The following is a 17,393-nucleotide window of genomic DNA, read 5'->3' on the forward strand; positions in this document are numbered from 1 at the left end:
AAGTTAGGCGAAGACGGAGTTATTGCTGGACTGGAAGCCCTGTGTGGTTTTCCATTCCACAAGCCGTGAAAGACGAGTTCGGATTATGAAAGACATAGGCGCAACCTCCTCTATACCCGTCGTCAGTGCGGCTGCCACGGGTGATATCGCGGCTTTTATTCGGAAATGTGGATTGGAAGCTGAACCGGTCTTCCTCGATGCAGGTATCGATGTCAGGGTTTCGAGCGATCCTTACCAGATGATTGAACTGGCGAAGTTCACCCGTCTTCTCAAGGTCGCTGAAGAGACGACTCAATGCGCAACAATCGGTTTGAATGTGGGGGGCCGCCAGGATCCGGCTCGCTGGGGGGCCTTCGGCTATCTCGTGCTCAATTCTCCGACGATTGGCGATGCGCTCAGAAATGTCGTCTCTCATGCCACCATCTGGCAGACCGGGACGCATTTCGCGTTCCGCCTGACGAAAGACGATATCGGTGTTGAATATGCGATTACCCATCCAGCTGTGGAGGACCGGGCGCAAGACGCCGAGTTTTCAATTTCATATGTAAAAAACATCGTCGACCGGCTGAACGAGCGTCCGGTAACGCCGTCTGATGTCTTCTTTGAGCATGATCCCATCGCAGGCATGGATGCATACGAGCATGTGTTGGGTGTACGACCCCTCTTCAATCAGCCGACAAATGCGATTTTCTATCCCCGCATCTATGAGAATAAGCGGATCGCGTTCGCGGATCTGCAACTCTTCCCGGTCATCAAGCGCCATCTGCGGGACATGGCATCCGCCGTGCCTAAAAGCGAAAGCCTTGAGGGCGATGTCGTCTACCATATCCGCCAGTTTCTTCCGCGGGGTACGGCGACCCTCGAGAATATCGCTGGAGTCATGGGGCTCCAGACGCGCACGATGCAGCGCAGACTCAAGCAAAAAGGCGTCAGTTTTACCGGCCTTCTGGAGCGGGTCCGGCACGAAACCGGCACCCACCACCTCACAGAAACGTCCATGTCGATCAGTGAAATTGCCTACCTGCTGGGTTATTGCGACACGAGTGCCTTCATCAAGGCCTTCAGGAAGCAGACAGGCATGACACCGTCACGGTTTCGCGAGGCGCAAGGGAAAGACCGGGTCGGCGACGCTGGCGATCAATAACGTACGCCCAGCTCTACCCCGATCTGACTGGGCGCTCCGAGCATCAGCTGGTTCGCACCGATTGTGTCGACCAGATCGAAACCGTGCGAGTAATACTCTTCACCGCCAATGTTCTTAGCGAACAGGGCTGCATGCCAGCGTCCCGAGTTGCTTTCCACCCCGACCTGAGCGTTCCAAAGCCAATACGCATCCTGTGAGAGCGGCTCGGTATTGTCGGAGGTGAAATAGACTTGGTCCTGGAAGCTGAAATCAACCTGTGCAGAGTAACGGAGTGACCCGAAGAGAGGTCGCTCATACCGGACCGTGCCATTGGCGCTCCATTCCGGCGCCTGGACCAGTGCGTTTCCAGAGAAATCGACCCCACTTTCGGTCTGATAGTCCTTGAGTTCTGTATCGAGATAAGCGAGGCCGAGGGAGAGGTTCAGCCCTTCAGCTGGCAGTGCGGTCAACTCGATCTCGGCCCCCTGCGTCACGGCATTGGCCGCATTGTCGAGCACCTGGAACGCGACCGGACCGCCGCCCGAGACAACGGTAAAGATCTGCATGTCGCTGTAGTCATTGTAGAAAACAGCTGCGTTGAGGCGCGCCAAGCCGTCGGCGAGGTCTGTTTTCAAACCCACCTCATAAGCGGTCACCGTTTCCGGATCGTAAGGCTTCTGCTCACTAACGTCGAACAGGAAGCCGCCATTATAGCCACCGCCCTTGAAGCCATTGGCGACGCTGGCATAGAGCAGGCCGCCCTCATAGGGCAGATAGTCGAGCCCGAGCTTCCAGGATATTTCTTCATCGCTCTGCTCGTCACTGAATTCGAAAAGGGGAATCGCACCCAGTGCGGCTTCATCGAAGCTCGCTGCCTGCGTGAAGTCCCTGTCTTCCTTGGTGTAGCGAAGACCGAGTGTGCCCCGCCACTTTTCGGTGAACTCATAATCGGCTTGGCCGAAGAGGGCGTAGACTGTTGTTTCCAGACTATTCACCGTGCGGTAGTCGAGCGCTGGTACGCCGATCGCGGCGCCAGCCGGGTCGAATCCGTCTGGATATGCTTGCGGATCGACCGACTCAATCAGTGGACGGAACGCCTTGTAGAGATCCAGGCGCTGGTCCTGATCGAGTGTGGAATTGGAATAGAACCCGCCCAGCAACCAGTTTAACCTGTCCTGGCCGCCTGAGATCTGAATCTCCTCACTAATGTCCTCGGAGTCCACGCCATACTGAACCGTCAGGATATTCGCAGGCGAAGAGTCACTGTCCTCGAGAAAGACCTTGTCCAGTGACTGATAGCCAGTGATCGAGGCGATGCTGAAACCGTCGAACTCCCAAACCAGTTTGGCCTGGGCGGCGTAGCTGTCGGCATCCAGGTGTGCCGGTGTGTTCTGATCGACGGCGTAGAAACCGTCAGGGTTCTGAAAGCCGAGCACATTCACGCAATCATTGACGATAATGGCCGGTGTATCACACGGTGTCGCGGCATCGAGCGGACTGAGTACGCCCTGGCTGCGATAGCGTGGCCCCGGCTGATCAATGACAGACCCATAAACGCCGAACTGGCCTGAAAGGTTGGCAGAGAAGTCGACGTCGAGCAGGCCGCGAAAGGACAGATTGTCGGTTCCGCCGGCATCCGACCCGTCAAACCGGTTTGTAATGTATCCGTCAGAGTCATTCTTCTCGAACGCCACCCTGCCGCGCACTGCGCTCGACACTGGTCCGGAGAGGAAACCAGTTACTTTCGTGGTGCCGAATTCGGCATACTGCCCCGTCAGGCCAGCCTCAACCGTGTTGGTGGGCCGGGCGGTCACGAACTTTATCGCGCCGCCAGTTGTGTTGCGGCCGTAGAGCGTGCCCTGCGGGCCCTTGAGCACTTCAACCCGCGCCAGGTCGAAGACCTGCATCACCTGCGCGCCGGGCGAGGATATGAACAGGTCGTCGACATAGACCCCGACTGGGCCAAGATTGTTTGTCGCGAAGTCGTTCAGACCGATCCCCCGAAGGAAGATGGCTGGCTGGTTTCCGGCGCCGGTCGGCAGACCGATATTCAGACCCGGTACGAGCCGGGCAAGGTCGTTTGAATCAGACAGGTTCGCATCATTCAGCTGCTCGCCGGTGTACGCTGTAACCGATATTCCGACCTCCTGCAGCGATTGCTCCCGCTTCTGCGCGGTGATGGTAACCGTGCTGAGCCGGTTGATCGCCTCTTCTTCCACGGGCGTTTCGGGCTCCTGCGCCTGCGCGAGAACGGAAGGTGCCAGGGCGAGGACCGCAGCACTCAGCAAATGAACAATCCTGTACATATTAAAGACCCCTTGTTTGGTTTCTGCGCCCACCCCAGTCCCATGGACGCCACGAGGAAAGGCTACGATTGGTTGGACTGGGGGGATTAGGAATATTGCGACAACAGATCGTCCAAATGCGACTGACAGGCAGGATTTGAACCCAATTTCCGCATGGCTGCCCCTAAAGGTGGCGATTGACGTTTCGGATACGGGGTTCCATCTGTGTGCTGAAGTAATCTGATGATGCCAGATCGAGTGCGCCCGCCTCATTGATGCTCTGCTCGACCAGTCCCATCAACTCTTCAGCCTCCTCCATGGTCATGATGAGGGGCGGCATGAACTGCGCACAGACCCGGTCATTATTGGAGAAGACACAAAAGACTCCATTTGCGTTCAGGCGCGCGACGGCCGAAATGCAGGTCGAGACATCAACAAACTCGATTGCCTGGAACATCCCGATCTGACGCAGTCCGGCCACCTTGTTGGACCGTTCGGACAGGCCATCCACCGCATGCCGGAAAAAGCCGGACAGCGCGTTCACATGTGCCAGGAAGTCAGGATCCGTCGCATGGTCGATCACGGTTTCAGCGGCGGCGCATCCTATTTCGCTGCCACCGAAGGACGAGAAGTGGATCATCGGATTCTGCTCGTAGACCCGTTCCATCTCATCCCTGTAGACGGTCGCTGCGATAGGATAGATGCCGCCCGACAAACCTTTGCCGGTGGCGAAGATGTCCGGCATGATGTCATAATGCTGGAAGGCCCAGGTGCGGCCCGAGCGTCCGCAACCGGTCTGAATTTCATCAAGGATCAGCAGAATACCATGCTCATGCGTGACTTTGCGGATGTGTTGCATCGTCTGTCTGGGGATGACGTTCATACCCAGTGTTGCCGGGATCGTCTCCAGGGAAACGGCAGCCGTATGCTCGTCGAAGAACGTCTCGATCCTGTCGAGGTCTTCCAGGCTGACCTTCACGAACCCTTCGGGCTTGTAGTTCCAGGCATCAGTATACTTCTCGTCGCCTGCGCCCATGGAGAGCCCGGTATGGCCATGATAGCCGCCTTCAAGGCAGAGTATGGTCGACCTTCCGGTATAGCCTTTGGCCATCTTGAACGCGAAATCCATGGCCTCGCCACCGCCAGACGAAAAGACTACCCGCCCCATGCGCTCGCCGGAGGATGTCTGCCCGGCTGACTCGACCAGCTTTTTGGCAAGGCGCGAGCGCTCCGACGACATCAGATGATGATTGCCGAGATCGAGATGGTCGAGCGCGTCGCGTACGGCCTTGACCACTTTCGGGTTGCGGTGGCCGAGATTGTAGACACCGCCGCAGACATGGCAGTCGAAATAGCGTTTACCATCAAGGTCCCAGAAGAAGACACCCTCCCGCTTGCCTTCCACCACATCCCAGCCAAACTGGCGAAAAAGGGGAAGCTTGTGCTTGGAGAGATAGGTCTCGTGCAGCTGAACGGTCTCGTTACGGCTCGTCATCGTGTGCATCCTTGAATTGCGAAAATTGGGAAATCGAGATCACAACCCGGCTGGCTGGCCGGCCGAAATTGGAAGCGCGACGCCCGTCATGAAAGAAGCCGAGTCGGTCGCGAGGAAGGTCACCACGTTGGCGACCTCTTCTGGCTGGGCTCCCCGTTTCAGGGCATTCTGCTGGGCCAAGGCATCCCTCGCCTCCTCAAAGGAACATCCTTCGAGACCAGCGATCATTTCGTATTCCTTGTCGCCCATTTCCGTCAGCACCATGCCCGGACAGACCGCGTTCACGCGAATGCCAGATTCGCCGAGCTCCAGCGCCATGGTCTTGGTCAGGCCGACAATCGCGTGCTTGGTCATCACATAAGCCGAGACAAACGGGGCAGCTCCGAGACCGTAGATGGAGGCATTGTTTATGATATTGCCCCCGCCCCTCTCAATCATCGATGTGATTATTGCCTGACTGACCTCAATCATTCCCATGACGTTGATATTGAAGGCATTCTGGAACTCTTCCGATGTCGTCTCGGTGAAGGCACTGGCGAAGGCGGTGCCTGCATTGTTGAAGAGGATATCCACACCACCAAAGGTTTCGACCGCACTGGCAACGACCGCCTTGACCTGCTCAGGATTCGATACGTCCATTGGTAGTGCCATGCATCTGACCTTGTGGGCCAGCACCTGAGGCACCAAATCCTCGAAGGCCTTGAACCGCTCGTCGCCTGTGACGGCCAGCCGGTTATCAATCTGACCGCTGGTGCGCGCCGTCATGATGATGTCGGCACCTGCTTCAGCCAGCTTGAGGGCGGTGGCAAAGCCCATGCCGCGAGCAGACCGTGCCCCGGTAATCAGCGCAACCTTGCCCGCCAGCGGACGCGGCGTCTTCGGTGCGCTCGCCGGACGTGTTTCGGTAGTGGGCGGTGTCGCTGCTGCGTCGGCCAGATACTCGGAAGCCAGCGCACAGACACCTTCGACGAGCTCTGGACCAAGTTCTTTCGCCGCTTCCGTTTCTGCGCGGCTCTGTGCCCATGCCATGTAACTGAAGCCTCGCGCCAGAATCATTCCCGGGAGCAAGGCAAGATGCTCATCCGGCAAAGGCCGTCGCGAACGATATCCTTCGAGCAGGCCCTCAAGGGCGGTCTCCATACCCGGTGTGCCGGCGAGGAAGAACAGCGAGGTTGCCAGATCCATCAGATGCCAGCCGAAGCCACAGTCGTCGAAATCTATGATCCGGAGGGTGTCTCCCTCCTTTAGCAAATTCTCGGGCAGAAAATCCCCTTGCGTCAGGCCATACCGGTCTGGACTTTTGCCAAAACTGGAAAGCTCGCCGCGCAACTTCTCGCGGGCGTCCAGAAGGAGGCTGCGCTGGTCATCGCTGAGCAATTCATATTCCCAGAAGCATCCGAAATGGCCATCATCGCCGAACAGGCCTTCCTCATCCCAATGCCGGCGCGTGAAACCGGCAGGGGGTGTCCAGCGCTCGGTGAAATTGTGGATCTGGGCGGCCAATTGGCCCGCCATCACATGGTTCTCGCGAAAATGATCATCCGCTTTGCCGGATTGGGATTCAATCGCCCCGATAGAAACGCCATCGACCCAGCCCAGAATGTCGATCTGGCGCGGCTCGGGAACTTCCGAATGCTGATAGGTGACGAATTGGTGCCCCTCCAGGGTCGCGATTGGTTGAGGCGTTGCAATCCCGGCCTGACGCAGAGCGTCCATCAGCACGAGTTCCGAAGCGAGTTCGGCGCCTGAATGATAATTGGCGCGGTGGACGCGCATTGCGAAGCGGCCCCCTTTCGCCGGCTCGACTTTGAAGACCGCGTTCTCCCGGTATTTAATAAGCGTTACGTCAGCGTCGTTGATGTCCCACTCACCTAGCGCTGCGCGACCGATTTTCTCCAACCTCTCGACCTGCTGGTTCTGATGCAGGGCGTAGAAGAGATCTGGATCGGTAGCACTTTCCATGCTTTTGTCTTCGGCCTTGTTTTTCATCCAGTTCAGCATCGCCGCCCTCGCAATCAATAAGTCTCTGTCGGCCAGATGAGGGCCGCCACTATGCGATGGGACGATAAGGGAGAGTCACTGGCGACAATTGTGAATTGGCGACAATGATTATTTCATTCGCGACAGGTCTTGATCTCACACCGGAGACATCCCCACTCGCCGCCTCGACAAATGTGAGCCGCTCAAGCGAGACGTGAAGACGGGGTCAGCGCTTGCGAACGCCTTACGCTTACAGCGGGTCCACTCTCGAAGAACGTCAGATGACGAACGGCAGCGTGAGAGAGCTTAGCCGGAGATCGGGTCGGGCTTGTAGAAAGGCAGCCAGACCCGGTCAGCGGAAGTATAGGCCCTCGCGCCTCATTACGGTTCGCGAGCTTGAGGAATCTCTATCGGTTCAAACTCCATTAGCCCTACGTCACCTGAGCGTGACGCATTATGCGAACAGCCCTGCTGGAATTGGCGATCACCGCAGGGAGGTTGATCAAGGATTGCCGATTTTGGATAGGCAATCGCTATTTCTGACATCTGCTTTTGCGCCCATAACAGACATGAGCTGAGGGCGGCATCTGAGTTTCTGGCCGTCGGCATGGCTGTCGCAAGACTTGGTTAACCTTGATCTTCAAGATGCGGGGCTTGCAGTGACGCTCCGGCGGGCTGCATGTCTTCCTGAACCTGTCTCCTGCAAGGATTGCCTGTCTATGCCTGCCGTGAAGCTGCCTGATTTGCCTGTTTCCTTCCCTCTGGCGCAGATCATTGCGCGCGATCTCGGTGTGCGCGCGGCGCAGGTCGAGGCCACCATTGCCCTGATCGAGGAGGGCGCGACCATTCCCTTCATCGCCCGCTACCGCAAGGAACGTACGGGCGGCCTGGATGATACCCAATTGCGAAAGCTGGCCGAACGGTTTGCCTATCTGACCGAGTTGCAGGCGCGGCGCGAGACCATTCTGGCGTCTGTTTCCGAACAGGGAAAGCTGACGCCACCCCTGGAACGCGCCCTGTGGGCGGCCGAGAGCAAGGTCGAGCTGGAAGACCTGTATCGCCCCTACAAGCCGAGGCGCCGGACCCGGGCGATGATCGCCCGCGAACAGGGGCTTGAGCCCCTGGCGGACAAGCTGCTCGCCTGTGCAGGCGATCCGGAAACCCTCGCGGCTGCCTTCATGGACTCCGCGACAGGGGTCGCGACCGTGGCAGCGGCGCTGGAAGGCGCACGCGACATCCTCATTGAACGGATGGCCGAGACGCCGAGCCTGGCGCGCCATGCCCGCGAGACCGTCTGGACCGCAGGTGAGCTGAGATCGCGCCTCGTCAAGGGCAAGCAGGCGGAGAAATTCCGGGACTATGCCGAGTTTGCCGAACCCCTCGAGAAAATGCCCTCGCACCGCGCGCTCGCCATGCTGCGCGGGGAAAAGGAGGGCGTGCTGAAAGTGGGCGTCGGACTCCAGGCGCGCAAGGCGGATACGCCGCGTCAGGCCATCGCCCGCATCTGTCAGGAATTCAGCCTGCCTGCGTCTGGCCGTGCGGGGCATCGCTGGATGCAGGACACGGCGGAAAAAGCCTGGTCGACCAAGCTCGCCAAATCCGGCGCGTCTGACTCCCTGGCAAGGCTGAAGGCCCGCGCCGAGACCGAGGCCATCCAAGTCTTTTCCGGCAATCTGAAGGATTTGCTCCTGGCCGCGCCGGCCGGGAAGAAGACCGTCATGGGCATCGATCCGGGCATCCGCACCGGGTGCAAGATTGCCGTCGTTGATGCGACCGGAAAACTGCTCGACACCGCCACGGTCTATCCTCATGCACCGCGCAATGACCGGGCCGGCGCCCTGGCCGTGATGGCACGGCTCGCCGCCAAGCATGGGGTCGATCTTGTCGGGGTCGGAAACGGCACGGCAGGCCGGGAAACCGATGCGCTCGTGGCCGAACTGGGCAAGACGGCCCCTGACCTCAAACTTGCAAGCCTCATGGTGTCCGAAGCCGGGGCTTCGGTCTATTCTGCCTCACAGCTGGCCGCCGACGAATTTCCAGGCCTTGATGTCAGCCTGCGCGGCGCGGTCTCGATTGCCCGGCGCCTGCAGGACCCGCTCGCGGAACTCGTCAAGATTGATCCCAAGGCCATTGGGGTGGGCCAGTACCAGCATGATGTCGACCAAAACGCCCTAGCCCGCTCCCTGGACGCGGTCGTCGAGGATTGCGTGAATGCGGTGGGGGTGGACGTCAACACCGCCTCTGCCCCCCTGCTCACCCATGTCTCCGGCCTCAACGCGACCCTGGCCAGCAATATCGTCGCCTTCCGTGACCAGAACGGGCCCTTCCAGACCCGCAGGCAGCTCATGAAAGTGGCCCGCATGGGCGCCAAGAGCTTCGAACAATCGGCCGGCTTCCTGCGGATTGTGGATGGCAGGGATCCGCTCGACGGCTCCGCCGTCCACCCGGAATCCTACCCCCTTGTGGAAAAGATTGCGAAGGCGACCGGGCAAACGGTCAAATCCCTGATTGGCAACAAGCCTGTCCTGTCGCGGCTCAAGCCAGAGGATTTTGCCGATCAGGTCTTCGGGGTCCCGACCGTGAGGGACGTTATCGCCGAACTGGAAAAACCCGGCCGCGATCCACGGCCGGATTTCCAGACAGCCAGCTTCAAGGACGGCGTGCATGCGATCACCGACCTCGATCCTGGCATGAAACTGGAAGGCGTCGTGACGAATGTGACCGCCTTCGGCGCCTTTGTGGATATCGGGGTCCATCAGGACGGGCTGGTCCACATTTCCCAGCTATCGGATCGTTTCGTCGACTCCCCGCGCGATGTGGTCAAGGCGGGCGACGTCGTACAGGTGCGGGTCCTGGAAGTGGATATCGAGCAGAAGCGGATCAGCCTCAGCATGAAATCCCCTGCCGACGCCGTCGCACGCCCTGCGTCCCGAAAGTCCCCCTCAGCGCCAGCCCGCAAAGCTGGCAAACCGGCCGCCCAGCCGCACACGAGCAGCCCCTTCGATGTGCTGAAAACCCTGAAACCTTGAAATGGGTGCCAACCTGACCGATGCCTCCTTCCGACCGCGCTGAGTTTGGGGGCACCGATCTATGTCGAAACCTATGGCGCGCAAGAGAAACCCGAAACCCTGGTGCCCGTCATACAGGAGATGTTCCTCAGCTCGGATGCCGGGTTCAAGCGGGCCCGCAAGGCCCTTCATGCCAGAGCCAGCAAAAGAGACATGCGAAGGCCCAGATGGGCTAGGGTGACCGACAAGGCAGAGACCGGTCCGGACTACCGGATCTTCGCCGGGCCGCAGAATTCGGCGCGGCCTTGTGCGCGGAGAGCAAGGATGGCGAGTCGCCTTATTTCGCCCTCAAGCTTGACGATCCGGGGTTCGACATAGTCGAACAGGTCCCGGCGGATACAGTCATCTACGCCAGCTGCGATCATGCATGTTCGAATCCTTTTGTGCAGAAAATCAAGATTCTCGAGAACATGGACCCTCCCAAATACCAAATAATTTCAGTATATTCAGGGACACATCGGGAACTTGCGAGAGGCAGGCTGGCGGAGAGGAAGTCCTTGCTCCGTCATGTCAGACTATCATAAGTGTTTGATTTTAATGTGTAATTGAAATTCGTGTGCAGCAAAATGTGCAGCAAAATGTGCAGCAATATTCATTTCAGTTCACACAGATGATATGCCAGCATTTGATTGTCCTGAGCAGACACCATGCCTCCGCGTTACTCAGATTATCATTCCATTCAGACGTCCAGGAAGGATCGACTCTTCATCAGAAATGATATCGTAGACAAACTCCTGCATAGTAGGAACATCGTCTATCAGACCCTGCACCCGACCTGCAGAGCAAATTGGTCTGCTCCCCTGAAAGTGGACAATTATTTGAGAAAGTCGCCGTTTCAGATATGGGGCCCGGTCCCGGATCGAATTCGCACAGGGAGCTCGTATTTTCCTCACCCGAGTATAGGCAATCGAATCCAGCACAGTTTTTCGCAGAATCTGGTCACAACTGGATGAACCCGTCCAGGTATTGCCGGGCTGGGTTGATATAGGGACGCGGACACCGTCGGCAGATCGCTGACGATGCTTGAGTGGTGGCGTCTCTACAGGGGGCTGACTTCCGTCCACATGCCTTCTTCTTGTCCGCAACGAATAGCCCTGCATATATTCCGCCCCCCGATGACGCGTTTGCGCCCTGCGATTTATGCGCTCTCGCCGCCAGGTCATATGAATCGGAATTGGTACTTTCCTCTCCACTGGCCGATAGATCAGGCCGGAGGCCCGGCACATGAGAATGGAGCACCCATGCGATTCACAGATAAAGTAGCAATTGTCACGGGCGCCGGTCAGGGTATTGGCGCGCATTATGCCCGTGCGCTCGCCAAAGAAGGCGCCGCGGTAATCATTGCAGAACTCAACCCCGAAACCGGTAAGAGAGTCGCGGATTCGATTACTGACGCTGGCGGAAAGGCACTGTTTGCTGAAACCGATGTGAGCTCGGAAAGCTCGACCATCGCGGTCGCTGAAAGCGCGTGCAAGGCATTCGGCGGCATCGATCTTCTCGTCAACAATGCTGCGATCTTCGCAAACATGATGCGTGCGCCGTGGATGGATGTCGATCTGGCCTACTACAAGAAATTCATGGACGTGAACATGAACGGCATACTGCTTATGGCCCGGGCCGTTCACAAGACGATGGCGGAACGTGGCGGTGGGGTCATCCTCAACCAGTCCTCCTCAGCAGCCTGGTCGGCGGGTGGATACTATGGGTTGGCAAAACTCGGCGTGAACGGTCTGACGATTGCACTCGCGAAGGAATTGGGCGCGAAGAACATCCGGGTCAACGCGATTGCGCCAGGGCCGACTGACACTGAAGCAACACAGAACAATGTCCCGCCGGACGTCCTGAAGATGCTGCTCGCCCAGATGCCATTATCCCGCATTGGCGACACACAGGACATTGTGAATTCTGCCCTCTTCCTCCTGTCAGATGACGCATCATGGGTGACCGGACAGACCTGGTGTGTAGATGGTGGGCAGGTGCTCCGCCCCTGATCTCCACCTCCTCATCGAGAGACAGGATGTGTTCCTGACAGGCGCGGACCGGGCACCTGACCAGAAATTTCTGGCCTGCGGATATGTTAAGCTCCGGTGTGTCAAAATGGCCTTCATTATGCGCTGCGGAGCCGAACCGCCATAAACCGGACGAATGGACGACGCGCAGTTGGAAGTCGCGCGGTAAAGCAGGCAAACCGCCGTCTGCCATCGTTCCCTGAGATCCGAAAGGCATCACGCATGCCCACCGGTTCGAGACTAGTCTGGTCACGGGTCAGCCGGCATGGATGAGGATGCTCTTGGCGTAGGTGAACTCCTTCAGACCTTCGACGCCGTTCTCGCGCCCAAATCCGGACCGCGAGATGCCACCAAAGGGGGCATCCGAGAGCATTGTGCCGGCACCTCCATTGATCGCCACGCCACCGGTTCTCATCTCCAGAGACATTTCGTACGCCTTGCCCGCATCCGCTGAAATCACCGCACCGGCGAGGCCGAACTGGCTGTCATTCGCGAGGTCGAGAGCTTCATCATCGTCATCAAACCCTATCACTGCGGCAATCGGCCCAAAGACTTCCTCTTGTGCCAAGCGCGAACGATTATCAACGTTATCGAAAACCGTGGGCTGAACAAAGAAACCGCGCTCGAGACCTTTTGGGCGTCCGCCTCCTGTGACGAGGCGGGCGCCGGAAGCGCGCCCCAGATCAAAATAGGATTCAACCCGCTGGCGCTGGGACTCGCGGATCAATGGGCCCATCATTGTTTTGGGATCGGAGGGGTCTCCGATCATGATCGCTTCAACGAGCTCCTTAACCCTTGCGACATAGGCCTTTCGAACGGAGTTGTGAACAATATGCCGGGTCAGGATGGCGCATCCCTGTCCGCAATGGCCAGTGAAGCTACCAACACCGATCGCGGCCGCCCTGTTTATGTCCGCATCGGCTCGAACGATGAATGCTGACTTACCTCCGAGTTCCATGACGACTCGCTTCAGGGTCGGCGCTGCCTGGGCCATGATGGACGCACCCACCTGGTCCGAACCGGTGAAGGTAATGAGGTCGACGCGCGGATCACGGGTGAGGTCACGGCTGACATCGAGCCCGCCGGTCACAATATTCAATATGCCAGGTGGCAACCCGGCCTCACGTGCAATCTCGCCCAAAAACAGTGCTGAGAAAGGTGTGTATGGCGACGGTTTGAGGACGAGAGAGTTGCCCATCAGCAAGGCGGGCACGATTTTTACGATGTTCAGCATGAACGGATAATTGTAAGGAGTAATCGCGGCGACGACGCCAACCGGGTCGTACTTAACGATACTTGTACCGAGCACGGTGCGACCGTCTGCCGATGGGGTCAGTTCAGGTGTGCTCATCCATGTGAAGTCGCGTGAGGCAGCCTCCAGATAATAGCGGAAATGCTTCATCGGGAGGCCATACTGCCCGAAATTCGCGAGCCCAACAGTCGAGCCGGCTTCGGCAACGAGAAGCGCCACGATGTTTTCGCGGCGTCGCTCCAATGCATCGTAGAATCGTTTCATCGTTTCGATGCGCGACCTTAGCGGGAGCTTGCGCCAGACACCGGCGCTGAACGAGTCCCGTGCAGCATCGAGGGCGGCATCCAGTTCTTCCGCCCCGCCCACGCAGACTTCCCCTAGCACTTCTTCAGTCGCCGGATTGATGATTGCTTCGCGTCCCGCAGACCCCGAAGGCAAGTATTCCCCGTTGATGAAAAGGCGATCCTCAAGCTTCAAGTTCACTGTCTTTCCCCTTGCGAGCTGCGAATGAGCCCGATGTCGTCCTCGGTCGCCTACGCGTCATTCACAGAATGCCAGGTCAATCCTCTGTCGGCACCCGGCGTCAAAATCCTGAATCGCTACTTGTTTAGACTGCAACCCTTGCCCCCAACGAAAACCGAACTGACCCCGAAGACAATGTTGAAGCTGGAGTTCAGCTAGGCGGGTTTCCCCTAAGCGGTCAGAAATTCACACTAATGTTGCAACGAAACAGTTCCTATTCCTCGTCCATCAGACTTGGGAACAGACAACATGCAGACTGACCCCTTCATGCCAAAGGCACCACCACACATTCCGGCTGAACTCATTGTTCCGTTCGACTTTCGTGGTGACAAAGAATATTCCAATGATCCTCACAAACGTCTCGACTCGCTCAGAGACCACCACCGCGCCTTCTACACCCCTTTTCCGCGAGGCATGGGGGGCCAGGGGGTCTGGGTGTTTACCCGGGCAGAAGACATTCGCGCGGTCCTGAAGGATCCTCAAACATTTGCCAGTGGTGGTCTCAGGCCATTCGCGAAGGCAATTGGAGAGGATTGGACGCTTATTCCCGTAGATCTTGACCCTCCGATCCACAGCCAGTTTCGGACGTTGCTCAATCCCGTCTTTTCGCCAAAGTCGATGAAAAGCATGGAACTGGTGATCCTTGAGCGGGCAGAAGAGATGACCACAGCACTTACTGACCAGAAGGAGGTGGATTTCGTCCCCGTATTTGCGCGCCCCTACCCGGTTAGCATTTTCCTCGAGTTGCTGGGTCTGCCCCTCGACGGGATGGAAGATTTCATCGAGATCGAGGAAAATATTCTGCAAAACTCCGGTGACGCACAAATTGCGGCGATCCGGCAGCTGCGCGACTATCTCGCAGGTCAGATTGACGACCGTCGGCGCAACAGAGGCGACGACCTGATCAGTTTTGCTGTTCATGCGGAGGTCGCTGGCAGGCCGCTGACTGACGATGAAGTGATGGGGATCTGCGTCATGATGTTTATCGGCGGTCTGGACACCGTTACGAGTACGCTCGGCTACCATTTCTTGCATTTGGCCCGACACCCAGAAGAGCAACAGCGGTTACGCAACCATCCCTCGCTCATACCTGGGGCTGTTGAGGAGTTACTTCGTGTTTACAATGTCGTGACCACGGGGCGCCGGGCGACACGGGATGTCGAAATTGCAGGTGTCCGGATCCGCGCGGGTGACTTGCTCGCCTTGCCCACAACTCTCGCGTCACGCGATCCGAATGAGTGCCCGCATGCCTCAGAAGTGGACCTCGATCGCGAGAGCGCCGGGCACAGCGCGTTCGGGTTCGGCCCGCACCGCTGCATCGGATCGCATCTTGCCCGCCGGGAACTGACAGCCGCCCTCACCGCATGGACGACACGTCTTCCGATGTTTCGCCTGAAGGAGGCCACAATCCCCCGAAGTTCGGGCTCGGGCGTGATCGCACTGGAGTCGCTCCCGCTAGTATTCCTCTGATATGGACGACACGGACTGCATCTATTTGTAGGCGGGCGGCCCCGGGGTCACTGGCGCATCTGGCTTGCTTCAAATCTAAGATAGTGACGCATATCGAGTAAGGTCTCGTCCGCGAGCTCTTCAAATTGTGGCATTCCATTCCTTACCAATGCACCTTCACGGACAATCACGGTAAATGTCTCGTCGTTCAGAATAGTATACGAAGCTCGCAAGTCCGGTGCTGATCCTGCCGCAACACCCTCAAGGCCGTGGCAATGCGCGCATCGGCGACCATAAGCAATTGCGCCAGCCAGTAAAGGACGGGATCCGGCGTCAAAGTCCGGGTCTTCGATTGCAACCAATGGGAGCGGTTTTCGGGCAGGCAGGCTGGCGTCACCGTCCAGAGCAAAGACGAGTACGCGCCTGGCCATGTTGCGGTAGTCAATGCTTATGTCTTCGAAGAACGTTCCCAGCGCAGCCGCTCCAGTGCTGCTGCCCGTCTGAATTGCTATATAATCCCTGCCTCCTGCAGCAAACGCAATGGGGGGAGCGAGGATGGGTGCCTGGGCGTCAAATGACCAGACACGATCCCCCGACGAAGCATCATACGCATTGAATGTCCCATTGATTTCGCCCTGGAAGACGAGACCGCCCGCAGTTGCCATCACACCGCCGCCGGTTACACCGGTTGTCGGCACTTGCCAGGCAAGTTCCTGATCAACGGGATTCCAAGCCGTCAACGCGCTTCTTGACGGGTTCGTCTCGTCCCAGATCGGCGCGGCCGACATGCCGCCATCCGACCCAAACCCGGGATAGCGTGCCCAGTCGTCAGCTTTGACATCGCCGCTCGAAATCCGCGAACCTATGAAGCTGGTCGGTATGTAGACCAATCCGGTTTGCGGGCTGAATGCCATCGGCATCCAGCTATGAGCGCCGAACGTTCCAGGAAAAAGGTCAAAACTTCCGCCATCTGGAAACCGGGCCGCGGGGTCTTCGACCGGACGGCCCGATTCTGGATCGATCTTTGAAGCCCAGGTCGTTTTCACGAAGGGTCTAGCCGAGATGAAATCGCCATTTACCCGGTCGATTACGTAAACGAAACCGTTCTTCGGCGCCTGAAGGAGCACATCGCGCGTTTCACCACCGATTGTGAGCGTTGCCAAGGCGATATCCATTGACGCATTATAGTCCCACGTCTCGCCTGGATTAACCTGATAATGCCATTTGTAAGCGCCGGTGTCGGCGTCGAGCGCCACGATCGAAGCGAGGAACAGATTGTCACCCTCGCCTTCGCTGCGGATCTCGTGGTTCCACGGTGCCCCATTTCCAACCCCGAGATAGACTGTCTTGTACTTGTCATCATAGGTGATGGCATTCCAGACAGTGCCACCGCCGCCATAACGCCACCATTCGCCGTTCCATGTTTTGGCAGCCAGCTCCAGGGCATCATTTTCAAAGCCGTCGGCCGGATTTCCCGGCACTGTATAGAATCGCCAGAGTTGTTCGCCGGTGTTGCCGTCATAAGCCGTGACATATCCACGGGCATCACTGACATCTGCGCCGCCATTCCCTATAATTACCATCTCGTCCATAATGCGAGGCGCACCGGTGACATACAGCCCGCTTGCCGGATCCACGGTCGGCACTGACCATAATTGCTGACCGCTCTCGGCGTCCATACAAATTAGATTGCCATCCACGGTCGCCGTGTACAGTCTCCCTTCCCGATAGGCGATGCCACGGCTTCCCCAACTTGACCTGAGCTTCCGTCCGGCTGTCTCCGTTACGTCCGGATCGAACTGCCAGACAACGTTACCGGAGACGGCGCGAAAGGCCGTAATTCTGCTTCGACCGGTCGTGACGTAAAGCATCCCGTTGATCGCCAGCGGTTGCGATACGGAGTTTTCGATGTCGAGATCATACGACCACAGAAGCCCGAGACGACCTACAGTATTCTGACTGATCTCGCTTGCCGGACTGAAGTGCTGCTCGCCTGAGCTGCCACCATAGCCTGGCCAATCAATCGGATCCGGGCGACCTGTTGCCCGCCCTCCGTCAGTTTGCGCAGAATCAGGAGAACAGCTGCAGAGAGCAAACAAAACACAGCCTGCCGAGCAAATAATCATGATTCTCTGCACATATTGGGTGACGAGCATATTTCCCCTGCAACCATATAGTGGTTTGTATATTCTCAGATCCAAGCCAGGGCG

Annotated in this window: 10 protein-coding genes and 1 pseudogene; 5 read left to right on the forward strand and 6 right to left on the reverse strand. The window is 57.9% G+C overall.

The window, feature by feature from the left end; translation table 11 throughout:
* Nucleotides 1-22: 22 nt before the first annotated feature.
* Nucleotides 23-1,144 carry an AraC family transcriptional regulator gene (locus tag V7660_RS06095; protein WP_335602236.1) on the forward strand — a complete coding sequence of 374 codons (1,122 nt, stop codon included), beginning with the start codon at nucleotides 23-25 and terminating at the stop codon, nucleotides 1,142-1,144.
* Here the strand turns inward: V7660_RS06095 and V7660_RS06100 are convergent.
* The 3 genes from V7660_RS06100 to V7660_RS06110 form a co-directional block, all read right to left on the reverse strand.
* A complete protein-coding gene (locus V7660_RS06100; RefSeq protein ID WP_335602237.1) occupies nucleotides 1,138-3,429 on the reverse strand; it encodes a TonB-dependent receptor in 2,292 nt (763 codons plus the stop codon). The genes V7660_RS06095 and V7660_RS06100 overlap by 7 nt on opposite strands.
* A 163-nt stretch (nucleotides 3,430-3,592) precedes the next feature.
* Complete coding sequence (locus V7660_RS06105) at nucleotides 3,593-4,903, reverse strand: class-III pyridoxal-phosphate-dependent aminotransferase (RefSeq protein WP_335602238.1); 1,311 nt, start codon at nucleotides 4,901-4,903, stop codon at nucleotides 3,593-3,595.
* 39 nt (nucleotides 4,904-4,942) lie between these two features.
* Complete coding sequence (locus V7660_RS06110; protein ID WP_335602239.1) at nucleotides 4,943-6,865, reverse strand: SDR family oxidoreductase; 1,923 nt, start codon at nucleotides 6,863-6,865, stop codon at nucleotides 4,943-4,945.
* A gap of 737 nt (nucleotides 6,866-7,602) precedes the next feature.
* Here V7660_RS06110 and V7660_RS06115 point away from each other — a divergent pair.
* On the forward strand, nucleotides 7,603-9,912 hold the full coding sequence (locus V7660_RS06115) for a Tex family protein (protein ID WP_335602240.1): 2,310 nt from the start codon (nucleotides 7,603-7,605) through the stop codon (nucleotides 9,910-9,912).
* Nucleotides 9,913-9,957: 45 nt separating this feature from the next.
* A pseudogene (locus V7660_RS06120) lies at nucleotides 9,958-10,062 on the forward strand (DUF2274 domain-containing protein); the annotation flags it as partial.
* 95 nt (nucleotides 10,063-10,157) lie between these two features.
* Here V7660_RS06120 and V7660_RS06125 read toward each other — a convergent pair.
* Nucleotides 10,158-10,316 carry a hypothetical protein gene (locus V7660_RS06125; protein ID WP_335602890.1) on the reverse strand — a complete coding sequence of 53 codons (159 nt, stop codon included), beginning with the start codon at nucleotides 10,314-10,316 and terminating at the stop codon, nucleotides 10,158-10,160.
* 876 nt (nucleotides 10,317-11,192) lie between these two features.
* Here V7660_RS06125 and V7660_RS06130 point away from each other — a divergent pair.
* The gene (locus tag V7660_RS06130) at nucleotides 11,193-11,942 is read left to right on the forward strand and encodes an SDR family oxidoreductase (RefSeq protein ID WP_335602241.1); all 750 of its coding nucleotides are present in this window, start codon (nucleotides 11,193-11,195) and stop codon (nucleotides 11,940-11,942) included.
* Between the two features lie 274 nt (nucleotides 11,943-12,216).
* Here V7660_RS06130 and V7660_RS06135 read toward each other — a convergent pair whose 3' ends face one another.
* A complete protein-coding gene (locus V7660_RS06135; protein WP_335602242.1) occupies nucleotides 12,217-13,695 on the reverse strand; it encodes an aldehyde dehydrogenase family protein in 1,479 nt (492 codons plus the stop codon).
* Nucleotides 13,696-13,983: 288 nt separating this feature from the next.
* Between V7660_RS06135 and V7660_RS06140 the strand changes: the two genes are divergently transcribed.
* A complete protein-coding gene (locus V7660_RS06140; RefSeq protein ID WP_335602243.1) occupies nucleotides 13,984-15,204 on the forward strand; it encodes a cytochrome P450 in 1,221 nt (406 codons plus the stop codon).
* A gap of 47 nt (nucleotides 15,205-15,251) precedes the next feature.
* On the opposite strand, the gene V7660_RS06145 is transcribed toward V7660_RS06140, so the two are convergent.
* A complete protein-coding gene (locus tag V7660_RS06145) occupies nucleotides 15,252-17,339 on the reverse strand; it encodes a PQQ-dependent dehydrogenase, methanol/ethanol family (RefSeq protein WP_335602244.1) in 2,088 nt (695 codons plus the stop codon).
* Nucleotides 17,340-17,393 lie beyond the last annotated feature (54 nt).

Origin of the sequence: Hyphomonas sp., assembly GCF_036964145.1 — a bacterium.
Classification (GTDB): Bacteria; Pseudomonadota; Alphaproteobacteria; order Caulobacterales; family Hyphomonadaceae; genus Hyphomonas.